Genomic DNA, 12,279 nt, shown 5'->3' with positions numbered 1-12,279 from the left:
GGTGGTCGACGGGGATTGCCATTGCTCGGTCAGCGCCAGCACCGCGATGCCGCGCCCGTCCGACAGGAAATTCAGGGCGCAGGCCGTGCCGGGCATCCGGGCCTGGAGGTAGTGGCCGGGCGCGGCATGGCCCGTGGCGCTGAGGCGGATATGCGAGCCGCCGCAGCCGCCCGCGCGCTTCACCAGCCACGCTCCCCGGTCGGCGACCGGGCCGGCGCTGATCGCCGGATGCGGGATCGCGAGCCGCGCGCAGAGGGCGGCGAAGCGGAACGGATCCTTCAGGATGGCCACCGCTCCCGGACCGGCGCCGAGCAGGCGGTGATGGGCAGCGATGTCCGCGATGAGATCCGGCACCCCCTCGAAGCCGCTGCCGAGCACCACGCCGAGTGCGCCGACGCCCGCCTCCCGCGACAGGGCCGCGAGCCCGCTCAGCACGCCTTCGCGGTCGCGTGCCCCGGCGCCGAAGCGGCCCGGCAGGGTCCGGTGGGCCTCCGCCAGCGCCAAGGTGTCCTCGTCGCCGAACAGGTCGAGCACGAACGGGCGCAGGCCCGACCGGCGCGCGGCCCGCGCCAGTGCCCGGCCGGACTGGGCGGCGATCAGGACCGCGCTGCCCTCCGAGATGCGAAGCGGGCTCAGGGCAGGCTCAGCCGGCGATCTCGACGGCGAGCTTGTAGGCGTCGCGGAAATCGAGGCAGAGCGGCTCCTGCGCCTCCAGCATCTTCCGGAACAGGCGGCACTGGGTCTGGTACTTCACATTGCCGACCGCGAGCGCGCCGATGCCGACGCCCTTGCCGGTGGGCAGGGCCACGTCCTTGGCGTTCACGTCGATGCCGGCGATGCCGGCCGGCGGCACGGCGTTGACGTCGGAGGCGACCATCAGCTTGGGCGCGGATTCGAGATCGCTCGCCGTCAGGATCGAGACGCCGGCGGGACCGGCCGAGAGGATCACGTCGGCATCGGTGATGGCGGCGCGGCGGGCCTCGGGCAGGGTGCCGTCGACGGCGCCGACCTCGATGCCGAAGCGCCACTTCATGGTGAAGGCGATCTTCGAGACGCGCTCCTCGCCGTCATGGCCGACGAGCACGCTCTGGGCGCCCTCCAGCGCGCCGATCACTGCGGCGACATAGGCGACCACGCCGGCACCGCCGAAGATGACGATGCGCTTGCCCTTGAGGTCGGTGTCGAACTTCGCCTTCAGGGCGCGGGAGACCTCGGCCACCATCGCCGCCCCGGTGGTGAAGGAGCCCGCCGGATCGGCGAAGACATGGTTGGCGAAGGGCGGCACGAAGGCCTTCTTGGCCCGGTCCATCATGTCCAGCGCCAGCTCGGCATTCTTGCCGCCGATGAAGATGCCGGTGCGCACGCCGTCCTGCGGCGCGCGGGAGAAGATCGAATCCTGCGTGAGGGAAACGACGTCGGCGAGATCGACATCGGTATAGGGGATGAGTGTCTCGAACCCGGCATCGATCGCCATGTTCACGTCGAACGGGCTCATATGCTTGAGCGGCGTCAGCATGTGCAGGATCGAGCGGGCCATGATGTTCGTTCTCCCGTCATCGCGCCTTTTTGCGAGGCGCTTCAGGTGCAAAGCCGATTGGACCGGCGCCGGTCAAGCGCAGGTTTCGTGAAGGCTAGACAAGAAAAAATCTAAAATGCGTCAATCGACGCGCCGCTGTTGCGCCCGCGGGCGATGACGAAGCGCAGGCGGCCCGGTCGCTCCAGGGAGGCAACCAGCGCCTCCGCCTCTTTCTGCGAGGGCATCAGCGCGAAGCCGGTCGGCCCCCAGGAACTCTGCCCGTAACCGGGCACGCCGGCCTGGGCGATGGCGCCGAGCGCCTGCGCCACCGCCTCACTAGCGTAGCGGCCGCCCTGATGCGGCGCGAAATGGTCGCCGATGCGCTTCTGAATCTCGGTGATGCCGGCGCCGAACCCGGCGGGCTCGGCGGTCGCGGCCGCCGGCAGGATCTGCATCAACACGATGCGGCAGATCTCCGCCGCTTCGCCGGCATCGAACAAGGGCAGGTCGCGGAACGCTTCCATCTCACGGGAGCCATGCACCCCGGTCATGGCCTCATCGAGAATCAGCACGATGCGCCACGCCTCGGGATAGTTCAGCCGCGCGATCACCGGAGGCGGCGCGCCGGAGCCGTCGCGTCCGCCGTCCACGATCAGGCCGCCCTCGGTGAAGGCGGCGAGACCGACCCCGGAGCGGTTGCCGCGGTCGAGCACATCGGCGAAATCCGCGGGGGCGAACGGCCTGCCGTACAGGCGGGCCAGGGCCGCCGCCACCGCCAGGGCGAGCTGCGTGCCCGAGCCGAAACCGGCATGGGCGGGAATGGCCTCCTCGATCTCGACCGCCACCGCGTCCGGCACGTCGAGATAGGCCGCCGCCGCGAGCAGGTTCGCCCGCACGCGCTCGGCCTCCGGCCCGGAGGCGGAGACGCGCTTGGCGGGCCGCGCCACGAGCTGCACCGCGGGGGCGTCGAGAGCCAGCCCGATGCTGCCGAAGCGCCGCCCGAGCCCCCCATTGAGATCGAGGAAACCGAAATGCAGGCGCGCGGGCGCACGAACCCGGACACCGGCCGCAGCGGGGCGGGGCATCGCGCTCACGGGGTCACCCGTCGTTTCCGGCACCTCGGCCACGGTCTCCAATCCTCTCGTCCGCGCCGCCGGCCGGCGGAGATGCACCGGTTCGGGGCGGCCGGCTTCTCCCATGCGGCGGCGGCCGCGACAACCTCGTCCGAGTGCATCCTTTCTGTGCACCGTTCATGACATCCTCGCAGATGTCGGCCTCCTCGTCCCACCCGAGACGCCCGAGACGAGGCAATTCGGAAAGGGCCGCGATCCCGATCGGGGACGCTGAGGGAGCGGAGGGCGGCACGAAAACCTTGACGCAAACTTCGCCGGGGGCTTGCGGGGTCCGGCACAGGAATGCAAAACCACCCCGCTCCCTTTCGCGGAGCCGGTCCGAGCCCTTGCTCTCGAACCCGAGCCGGGATTTCGAGGTGATCGAGGCTCCACCAGGGGTGCCCGCAGCGCCCTTCGGACATGACCGTCTTTCGCCCCGCTCACCACAGCGGGGACGCCCGAAGAAACGACGGTGAGGACGCATGACAGCCTGGGTGAAGGGGGGCGCGGCGGATGTGGACGCGGCGGTCGATGCCGCCGCCGATCTGCTTGCCGCCGCACGCGTGCCGGTTCTGGCCGGCCTGAGCGCCGAGGTGTCGGCTCTGCGCGCCGCCTACCGGCTGGCCGAAACCCTCGGGGCCTCGCTCGATCCGGTCTCCGGCCCCAGCCTCTATGCCGAACTCGGCGCCCTGAGTGCCGGCGGCGCCATGAGCACGACGCGGGCCGAGACCATCGGCCGGGCCGATCTGGTCCTCGTCGTCGGCAACCGCCCCTGGGACGGCTCGCTGATCGCCGAGATCGCCGCGGTCTCGCCCAGCCGAGGCCGCGCGGCGGGGGCCGAGCGGGCCCTGCTGTCCCTCGGTGGTCCGCAGAACGGCGCGATCCGCCACGTCGCCTACGCCCCCGAGGCGGGCGGCCTCGCGGTGTCGCTCGGCCATCTGCGCGCCTTCGCCAAGGGCCATCTCGCCGGCGAGGAGGCCTATGCCGATCTCGCCCGGCGCCTGTTCGCCGCGCAGTACGGCGTGATCGTCTACGACGCGGAAGAGGTCGGCGAACTCGGCGTGGAGATGCTCCAGGGCCTGATCCGCGACCTCAACGAATCCACCCGCTTCTTCGCGCTCACCCTCGCCGACCCGTTCCAGGGCCGCGCGACCGTGCAGCTCTCCGCCTGGACCACGGGCCAAGCGCCCCGCGTCGGCTTCGGCCGGCACCAGCCGGAACACGATCCCTGGCGCTTCGACAGCGCCCGCCAGATCGCCGCGGGTGAGGCCGACGCCGCCCTCTGGCTCGCCTCGCTCCCGGCCCCGCGCCCCGCCTGGCTCGGCAGCCTGCCGACCATCGCCATCGTCGGCGAAGGCTCGCCGGAAGCCGCGGGCGAGACCGCCGAGATCGTCATCACCGTCGGCGTGCCCGGCGAGAGCATCGGCGGCGCGCTCTGGAACGAGCGGCGCGGCGTCATCGCCTATGCCGAGCCGAAAGGGCAGCCGGCAGCGGCCGAGAAACTGAATGCGGCCGACGTGCTCGCCCGCATCCGTGACCGCCTCATCGAAAAGGGTGTCTCATGCTGACCCGTATCCATGGCGGACGGGTGGTCGATCCGACGGCCGGACGCGACGAGATCGGCGACGTCTGGATCGAGGACGGCCACGTCGTCGCCCCCTCCGACCGCGCCCCCGACCGGACCATCGACGCCACCGGCTGCGTGGTGATGGCCGGCGGTGTCGAGGTCCACTCGCACATCGCGGGCGGCAACGTGGTGATGAGCCGCCTGCTCCTGCCCGATCTCTATGTCAGCGAATCGGCCCCCAACGGCCATCCCTTCGCGAATGCCGGCGGCTCGGGCAGCTGGATCGGCGCCAACTATGCGCGGATGGGCTACACCACCGCCGTCGAGCCGGCCCTGCCGCCCTCGAACGCGCTGGCGACCCATCTCGAACTCGCCGACATTCCGCTGCTCGACCGGGGCGGCCTCGCGGTGCTCGGCAACGACGACCACCTGCTCCAGATCCTGCGGGACGGCGAGGGCAGACACGCGGTCCGCGACCTGGTTCAGCAGACGCTGGCCCATGCGCGCGGCCTGGGCGTCAAGTGCATCAATGCGGGCGGCGCCTCGGCCTTCAAGGACGGCGTGCTGAAGCTCAGCCTCGACGACGAGATCCCCTGCTACGGTCTCTCGACCCGCACGATCATGACCTCGCTGCTCGACGCGGTGGAGGAGATCGGCGTGCCGCATCCGCTGCACGTCCATTGCAACAATCTCGGCCTGCCGGGCGCCGACGATTCGCTGGTCGCGACGCTGGAAGCGGCGGAGGGGCGGCGCATCCACTTCGCCCACGCCCAGTTCTACGCCTACGGCGTGGTCGACCCCGAGAACCCGATGACCGGCGGCTTCCGCTCGGCGGCCGAGCGGATCAACGCGGCGATGGAAGCCCATCCCAACGCCACCTACGACGTCGGTCAGGTGGTGTTCGGCCAGACCGTGACGATCTCCCTCGACATCCTGCGCCAGTTCGGCGGCCGCAAGGGCGCCAAGCCGAAGAAGTGGATGATCTCGGCCGGCGATGCCGAGGGCGGCGGCGTGGTGCCGTTCCTCTACCGGCCGCGCGGCCCGGTCTCGTCGCTGCAATGGGCCATCGGCCTGGAGCTGATGCTGCTCTCCTCGAACCCGGAGCGCACCATCCTCACCACCGACCACCCGAATGGCGGCGTGTTCACCGAATATCCGCGCATCATCCACCTGCTGATGGATGCGGAGGAGCGCGCGAAGGAAATCGCGACGCTGCCGGCGGTCGTCGGCGAGCGCTCCGGCCTTCCGAAGATCGAGCGCGAATACACTTTCAGCGAGATCGCCCAGCTGACCCGCTCCGGCCCCGCCAAGCTGCTCGGTCTCACCGATCGCGGCCATCTACGCGCCGGCGCCAAGGCCGACATCGCGATCTACCGCGACGACAAGGACCGCACGGCGATGTTCTCCCGCGCCAAGCTGGTGCTGAAGGACGGCCAGCCGATCGTCGAGGATGGCGAGGTCGTGGCCTGGGGCACCGGCAAGACGCTCAGCCTCGCTGTCGAGGCCGATGCCGGGATGACCAAGCGGGCGGACGCCTACCTGCAGGACCGCTTCGGCGCCGGGCTCGACACCTTCGCGGTGCCGGACGCCGCCTTCCCGGAGGAGACCGGGACGTTCGAAGACGTGGCCTGCCGGGCGTGATGGGCGAGGGTGATGGGACTGAATCGATGAGCGACCTCATCCTCAACGGCATCAAGGTCGAGGACACCTTCGCCGAAGCCTTCGACGTCGCGGGCACCGCGATCATCGTCACCAACGACACGCCCAAATGGGCGATGATCGCGGCGACGGTGATGACGGGCTTCGCCACTTCCGTGATCGGCTGCGGCGCCGAGGCCGGCATCGACGCGGAGCTGTCTCCGGACGAGACCCCGGACGGGCGCCCGGGCGTGCGCATCCTGCTGTTCGGCTTCGAGCCGAACGGGTTGAAGGATCAGCTGCTCAAGCGCGTCGGCCAGTGCATCCTCACCTGCCCCGGCACCGCCTGCTTCGCGGGCGTGGACGGGCCGCACAAGATCAAGCTCGGCGGCGCGATCCGCTATTTCGGTGACGGTTTCGCCGTCGCCAAGCGCCTGCCGGACGCCACGGGCAAGATGCGCCGCTACTGGCGCATCCCGGTGATGGACGGCGAGTTCCTGTGCGAGGATTCGACCCGCGCGGTCGATGGCGCGGTCGGCGGCGGCAACCTGCTGTTCCTCGGCCGGGTCCATTCCGAGACGCTGAAGGTCGCCGAGATCGCGGTCGAGGCGGCCAAGGCGATCCCCGGCGCGATCCTGCCCTTCCCCGGCGGCATCGTCCGCTCCGGCTCGAAGGTCGGCGGCCGCACCAAGGGCATGATGGCCTCCACCAACGACGCCTATTGCCCGACCCTCAAAGGCCGGGCCGGCTCGGCGCTGCCGCCCGAATGCGGCGTGGTGCTGGAAATCGTCATCGACGCGCTGACCTCGAAGGCGGTCGCCGAATCGATGCGCGCCGCCCTGCACGCCGCCACCGAAATCGGCGCCCGGCACGGGCTCGTGGCGGTCACCGCCGGCAATTACGGCGGCAATCTCGGCCGGCACCACTACCACCTCCGCGATCTGTTGGAGAAACCCGCCGCATGAGCACCCTGAGACTGCGCGGGGAGCCGCAGGAGCGCGTCGACCTCCTCTCCATCACCCCGCTCGCCCTGAAGGCTTTGACCGAGGCGGAAGCCGGCAAGCTCGCGATCGGCACCAGCCGCCGTGGCCTGACCCTCGGCGACGTGTTCGAGATCAGCCTCGACGGCTCCGACAGCCTCGTGATCGAGGGCGGCTCCTCCCGGCTCGACCGGGTCGGCGCGGCCCTGTCCGAGGGGTCGATCCGCGTCGAGGGCGATGTCGGCCAGCGCCTCGGCGAGGGCATGGCGGGCGGCACGCTCACCGTCACCGGTTCGGCCGGCCCCTATGCCGCCACCGGCGCCACCGGCGGCACCATCACCATCGAAGGCGATGCCGGGGATCACGCGGGCGGCGCGGTCTATGCCGCGAAGGCCGGTCTCGACGGCGCGACCCTCGTCATCAAGGGCCGTGCCGGCGACCATCTCGGCGACCGCATGCGCAAGGGCCTGATCCTGGCGGAATCGGCCGGCGCCTTCGCCGCGTCCCGCATGATCGCCGGCACCATCGTCGTCTCGGGGGCGCTCGGCGACCATCCGGGCTACGGCATGCGCCGCGGCACCCTGATCGCGGGCAGCCACGGGGCGCTGCTGCCGACCTTCGTCGAGACCGGCACGCCGGATCTGGTCTTCACCCGCCTGCTGGCGCAGACCCTCAAGCGCCTCGGCGCGTCGCAGGTGAGCCTGTTCGGCGGCACGCTGCGCCGCTACTCGGGCGATCTCGCGACGCTGGGCAAGGGCGAGCTGTTCGTCCCGGCCTGATCCGGCACCATTGTTCCGACATCGAGTCGGCAAGTCGCGGAAAAGTGGCTTGCCGACTTGCCGTTTCGTCCCACCTTGCCTCGGATCGAGGCGCAGGACACCGATCCCATCGCGTACCGGCCTCCTCTCCGTTGAGGCCGCGCGGATGTTTCTGCTCCTGTCGGTTTGCCTGATCGCACAGCCCGCCCAGTGTCACGAGGAGCGGATCAACCTCTCCTACGACAATCCGAATCCGTTCCTGTGCCTGCGCAATTCGCAGAGCACGCTGGCGGTGTGGCAGGAGCAGCACCCCGATTACCACGTGAAGAGCTGGCGCTGCGCCCCCAAGGGAACCCTGCCCAACGACCTGTAATGGGGCCTTCGTTCCGTGACGGACGGGCGGCTTGAGGCGCTGCTCCGGCGGTGACATGGTCCCCCCGCCGCCCGGCGGCGGAGAGGGAGATCATGCGCTCGCTGAAGGTCCGGTTCGCCCTGCTGCTCGGCGGCACCGCCCTGCTCGCCCTGCTGGCGGCGGCCGGCGTGCTGTGGTCGATCCGGCTCACCGAGAACGTCATCGAACGCACCCTGGCCGCCCAGCATAGACTGGAATTGCTGACCGAATTGTCGGGACGGCTGGCGCAATACGGTTTCGCCGCCATCGACAGCATCAGCAATCCGGACGCGCCCCCCGAGGCGCTGTCCGTGACCCGCGACCGGGTCGATGAAGCGCTCAATCATGTCGACGATGCCATCGGCAGCGGCATGGCGACCAGCGGCGACGCCGAGGACCGTATCCGTTACGTCGCCCGCACCCGTCCGCTCGCCAATGTCCGTGCCGCCCGGGCGATGCTCGACCGCCAAGTCACCCTGGTGCGCCGGGAGAGCGATCCCGAACGCCGCAAGACCGCGATGCAGGGCGCGCTCAACGCCTTCGGCGCGATGACGGGGCCGCCCTTGTCGCTGCTGATCGAGGCCGAGCGGCGCGGCATGATCGCCGGATCCGAGGCCGCCCACACCCTGTCGCAGCGGCTCACCGTTGCCTCGCTCGCCGCCGCCGCCCTGGCCCTCGCCTTCCTGCTGGTGCTCTACCGCTCCGTGACGAGGCCGACCCTGGCCCGGATCGAGGAGGTTCGCCGCGCCGCCGGCGCCATCGGCAGCGGCGCCCTCGACACCCGCCTCTCGGTCGAGACCCGGGACGAGCTCGGCCTCCTGGTGGCCAACGTCAACCGCATGGCCGCCCGCCTCGCCCGGCGGGAAGGACGGCTCGCCGCCGACCGGGCCGCCCTGGAGGATACGGTGGAGGCCCGTACCGCCGACCTGCGGGCGGCCAATGAGCGGCTGGAGATGGTGGACCGCTCCCGGCGCCGCTTCTTCGCCGATGTGAGCCACGAGCTGCGCACGCCCCTCACTGTCATCCTCGGCGAATGCGACCTCGCCCAGAGAACGGCGGAACGGTCCGGCGGACGGCCGGTGGATCACGGCCCCGTCTTCGCCACCATCCGCAAGCGGGCCCAGCGCCTCAAGCGCCGGGTGGAGGATCTGCTGCGGGTCGCGCGCTCGGAATCGGGCCAGATCGAACTGGACCGCCGCACGGTCAGCACGGTGGCGGTGCTCGGGGACGCCGTGGACGGGGCCGGCTCCGAGGCCGCCCGGCGCCGGGTCGCGCTGGAGCTGGAACCGGGCCAGCGCGACATCGAGATCAACGCCGATCCGGAATGGCTGCGGCAGGTGATCGAGAGCCTGATCGACAATGCCCTGCGCCATGCCACCGGCCTGACGCGGATCGTCGTCTCCTTGAGCGAGCGCCAGACCCCACAGGGAAGCCGCGCCATCATCACCATCGAGGATGACGGCCCCGGCTTTCCCGGGGATGGCGAGGCCCTGTTCGAGCGTTTCCGGCGCGAGGCCCGCGCGGGCGAGACCGGCTTCGGGATCGGTTTGGCTCTGGCGCGATGGGTCGTTGACCGCCATGATGGGGCGATCAGCCTCGGCAGCGCCGAACAGGGCCGCGGAGCACGGGTGGTCATCGACCTACCCGCGCTCGATGACGCGGCCGTGACGGAGCGGAACGGGGCGGGACAGGAGAGGATCGGCGCCGCATGACGACGCGCGTATTGATCGTCGAGGATGACATCGACATCCGCGGCATTCTCGCCCGGGGCCTCGAAGCGGAGGGGTTCTCCGTCGGCGTGGCCGGTCGGGTCGAGGACGCGCTCAGCGCCGCCCGCGACGACGCGCCGGAAGCGGTGGTGCTCGACATCACCCTGCCCGACGGCTCCGGCCACGATGTCTGCCGTTCCCTGCGCGAAGGCGGCTATCCCGGCGCGATCCTGTTCTTGAGCGCCCGCGACGAGGTGCGCGACCGGGCGGAGGGGCTGGCGCTCGGCGCCGACGACTACATCGTCAAACCCTTCGTGTTCGACGAATTGCTGGCCCGCCTCCAGACCCACCTGCTGCGCCGCCGCGAGGCGGACACGCCGCGCACCGTCTTCACCGCCGGCCGGTTGACCCTCGACGTCACCATCCGCCAAGTCAGCTTCGGTGAGGCCTCGGCCCGGCTCACGCCGCGGGAGGCGGAGCTGCTCGCCCTGCTGATGCAGGAGGTGAACCGGCCGATCTCGCGGGGCGAGATCTTCGACCGGCTCTGGGCCAGCCAGGGCGGCCTCTCCCTCAACGTGGTCGATGTCTATGTCGGCTACCTCCGCTCGAAGCTCTCCGATTTCGTGCGCCTCGGCGGCCCGGTGATCGTCACGGTGCGCGGCAAGGGCTTCATGCTCGACCTGCGCGGACAGGATTTCCGGCATTAAGGGTTCCGGCCCCGATTGCGAGGCTCACCGCGATCGGAGCCGCGCGACCGGAAATCACCATCCACGCCAGGCCTGACGTCGTTCGCGTCTTGGCTGAGGCCGATGCGCAGGACTTGTCCGCTCGCCGAAGGCATAACGACGCATCAGCGCCCTTTGCCCGACCGGAATCGATGCCGGAAGCCGCTCCATCGTCGCGGTGGGGAGGCCAGGGCGAGTCAGCCACGTGCGACGGAAGTCCAGGGCCGTTGTCACGCGATCTTGGCCTCAACCAAGCCGGAACTTGGTCCGAACTTGGGAAGAAACGGCAAAGCAGCTCTTGCGGGACGGGCCGGAATTGGCGATATACCTCCGGCGCACGAAAACGAATGCGCCGTCAGTATCTTACGATCCTCTTAATCAAGACGGATCGGGGATCCATGGCGTTCCATAATGTCGAGGAGAGACACCATGAAGTGGGCCGCCCCCATCGTTTCCGAGATCTGCGTCGGCATGGAAGTCACGAGCTACGAGTCGGCCGAGATCGACACCTTCAACTAAGGTGATCCGAGCCGGGTCGCAGGTCGCAGGCAGCAGCAGGGTCTCACCATGCATGTCGTGATCCTCGGCTCGGCCGCGGGCGGCGGCGTTCCCCAGTGGAACTGCCGCTGTTCCATCTGCTCCTTGGCCTGGGCGGGCGACGCCAGGGTCAAGCCGCGCACGCAGTCGAGCATCGCTGTCTCCCCCGACGGGGAACGCTGGCTCCTGCTGAACGCCTCTCCCGATATCCGCCAGCAGATCCAGGCCAATCCGCAGATGCATCCGCGGCAGGGCCTGCGCCATTCGCCGATCCACGCGGTGCTGCTGACCAATGGCGACGTGGATCACGTCGCCGGTCTGCTGACCCTGCGCGAGGGCCAGCCCTTCACCCTCTACGCCACGCCCGGCATTCTCGGCTCCGTCTCCGAGAACCGCGTCTTCGACGTGATGGCCGCCGACGTGGTGAAGCGGCAGACGATCGCCCTCAACCAGACCTTCGAGCCGGTGCCCGGCCTCGCGGTGACGCTGTTTTCCGTGCCCGGCAAGGTGCCCCTCTGGCTGGAGGACGCCGCGATGGAGATCGGCGCGGAGACCGAGACCACCGTCGGCACGATGATCGAGGCCGGCGGCAAGCGCCTCGCCTACATCCCCGGCTGCGCCCGGGTGACGGAGGATCTGAAGGCCCGCCTCGCCGGTGTCGATGCCCTGCTGTTCGACGGCACCGTGCTGGAGGACGACGACATGATCCGCGCCGGCGTCGGCACCAAGACCGGCTGGCGCATGGGCCATATCCAGATGAACGGCGAGACCGGCTCCATCGCCTCCTTCGCCGATGTCGAGATCGGACGGCGGGTGTTCATTCACATCAACAACACCAACCCGGTCCTGATCGAGGATTCGCCCGAGCGGGCGAGCATCGAGGCACGGGGTTGGACGCTCGCCCATGACGGCCTGACCCTCGACCTCTGAGGGAGCCGCGTCCGGGCTCACACGTCCTGTGAACCGGCATGGCCTGGAAATCGACCGCCAAACCGGATATATTTTGCACGATACAATCGTGCAGTGGCACCCTGCCCTCGCGGGCATCGAGCCCCATTTTACAAAAGCTCCAGGAAACGCGACTCGAAGCCCGGGGAAACTCAAACGCCATGACCGCCCAATTCCCGCCGCCCGCCCCGGAATCCGAGCAACGCCTCCTGAGCCACGAGGAGCTGGAAGCGGCCCTGCGCGACATCGGCGCGCGCCGCTACCACAACCTGCACCCGTTCCACCGCCTGCTGCATGACGGCAAGCTCTCGAAGGATCAGGTCCGCGCCTGGGCGCTCAACCGCTACTACTATCAGGCGATGATCCCGGTGAAAGACGCCGCGCTGCTCGCCCCCTTC

At 70.0% G+C, this 12,279-nt stretch carries 12 protein-coding genes and 1 pseudogene; 10 read left to right on the top strand and 3 right to left on the bottom strand.

Annotated elements, in window-relative coordinates; translation table 11 throughout:
- The 3 genes and pseudogenes from MZTS_RS21075 to MZTS_RS21065 form a co-directional block, all read right to left on the bottom strand.
- Positions 1 to 534 (bottom strand): annotated as a pseudogene (locus MZTS_RS21075) (ATP-grasp domain-containing protein); the annotation flags it as partial.
- A gap of 109 nt (positions 535 to 643) precedes the next feature.
- Positions 644 to 1,537 carry an NAD(P)-dependent methylenetetrahydromethanopterin dehydrogenase gene (gene mtdB, locus MZTS_RS21070; protein ID WP_009865935.1) on the bottom strand — a complete coding sequence of 298 codons (894 nt, stop codon included), beginning with the start codon at positions 1,535 to 1,537 and terminating at the stop codon, positions 644 to 646.
- 110 nt (positions 1,538 to 1,647) lie between these two features.
- Positions 1,648 to 2,643: a beta-ribofuranosylaminobenzene 5'-phosphate synthase family protein gene (locus MZTS_RS21065; RefSeq protein ID WP_192285299.1), complete on the bottom strand. Its 996-nt coding sequence runs from the start codon at positions 2,641 to 2,643 to the stop codon at positions 1,648 to 1,650.
- A gap of 467 nt (positions 2,644 to 3,110) precedes the next feature.
- On the opposite strand from MZTS_RS21065, the gene MZTS_RS21060 reads away from it, so the two are divergent.
- The 10 genes from MZTS_RS21060 to MZTS_RS21015 all read left to right on the top strand — a co-directional run.
- Complete coding sequence (locus tag MZTS_RS21060; protein ID WP_192285298.1) at positions 3,111 to 4,196, top strand: molybdopterin-binding domain-containing protein; 1,086 nt, start codon at positions 3,111 to 3,113, stop codon at positions 4,194 to 4,196.
- Complete coding sequence (locus tag MZTS_RS21055) at positions 4,190 to 5,836, top strand: formylmethanofuran dehydrogenase subunit A (protein ID WP_192285297.1); 1,647 nt, start codon at positions 4,190 to 4,192, stop codon at positions 5,834 to 5,836. Before MZTS_RS21060 ends, MZTS_RS21055 begins: the two co-directional genes overlap by 7 nt.
- Positions 5,837 to 5,862: 26 nt before the next feature.
- On the top strand, positions 5,863 to 6,798 hold the full coding sequence (fhcD, locus tag MZTS_RS21050; protein ID WP_192285296.1) for a formylmethanofuran--tetrahydromethanopterin N-formyltransferase: 936 nt from the start codon (positions 5,863 to 5,865) through the stop codon (positions 6,796 to 6,798).
- Positions 6,795 to 7,592, top strand: a complete 798-nt coding sequence (locus MZTS_RS21045) for a formylmethanofuran dehydrogenase subunit C (protein ID WP_192285295.1) — start codon at positions 6,795 to 6,797, stop codon at positions 7,590 to 7,592. The genes fhcD and MZTS_RS21045 overlap by 4 nt, the downstream gene beginning before the upstream one ends.
- Positions 7,593 to 7,737: 145 nt before the next feature.
- The gene (locus MZTS_RS21040) at positions 7,738 to 7,944 is read left to right on the top strand and encodes a hypothetical protein (protein WP_009861692.1); all 207 of its coding nucleotides are present in this window, start codon (positions 7,738 to 7,740) and stop codon (positions 7,942 to 7,944) included.
- Positions 7,945 to 8,036: 92 nt separating this feature from the next.
- Complete coding sequence (locus tag MZTS_RS21035; RefSeq protein WP_192285294.1) at positions 8,037 to 9,674, top strand: sensor histidine kinase; 1,638 nt, start codon at positions 8,037 to 8,039, stop codon at positions 9,672 to 9,674.
- Positions 9,671 to 10,378, top strand: a complete 708-nt coding sequence (locus MZTS_RS21030; RefSeq protein WP_009863781.1) for a response regulator transcription factor — start codon at positions 9,671 to 9,673, stop codon at positions 10,376 to 10,378. The genes MZTS_RS21035 and MZTS_RS21030 overlap by 4 nt, the downstream gene beginning before the upstream one ends.
- A gap of 447 nt (positions 10,379 to 10,825) precedes the next feature.
- A complete protein-coding gene (pqqA, locus tag MZTS_RS21025; RefSeq protein WP_012317526.1) occupies positions 10,826 to 10,915 on the top strand; it encodes a pyrroloquinoline quinone precursor peptide PqqA in 90 nt (29 codons plus the stop codon).
- A gap of 48 nt (positions 10,916 to 10,963) precedes the next feature.
- Positions 10,964 to 11,863, top strand: a complete 900-nt coding sequence (pqqB, locus tag MZTS_RS21020; protein ID WP_192285293.1) for a pyrroloquinoline quinone biosynthesis protein PqqB — start codon at positions 10,964 to 10,966, stop codon at positions 11,861 to 11,863.
- Between the two features lie 179 nt (positions 11,864 to 12,042).
- Positions 12,043 to 12,279 (top strand): thiaminase II/PqqC family protein (locus MZTS_RS21015; protein WP_484502690.1); only part of this gene is annotated, 237 nt, incomplete at its 3' end.

It is taken from the genome of Methylorubrum zatmanii (assembly GCF_014845115.1).
GTDB lineage: Bacteria > Pseudomonadota > Alphaproteobacteria > Rhizobiales > Beijerinckiaceae > Methylobacterium > Methylobacterium zatmanii.
The sequence above is the reverse complement of the archived record's forward strand: the minus strand, read 5'-3'. Positions and strand labels throughout refer to the sequence as shown.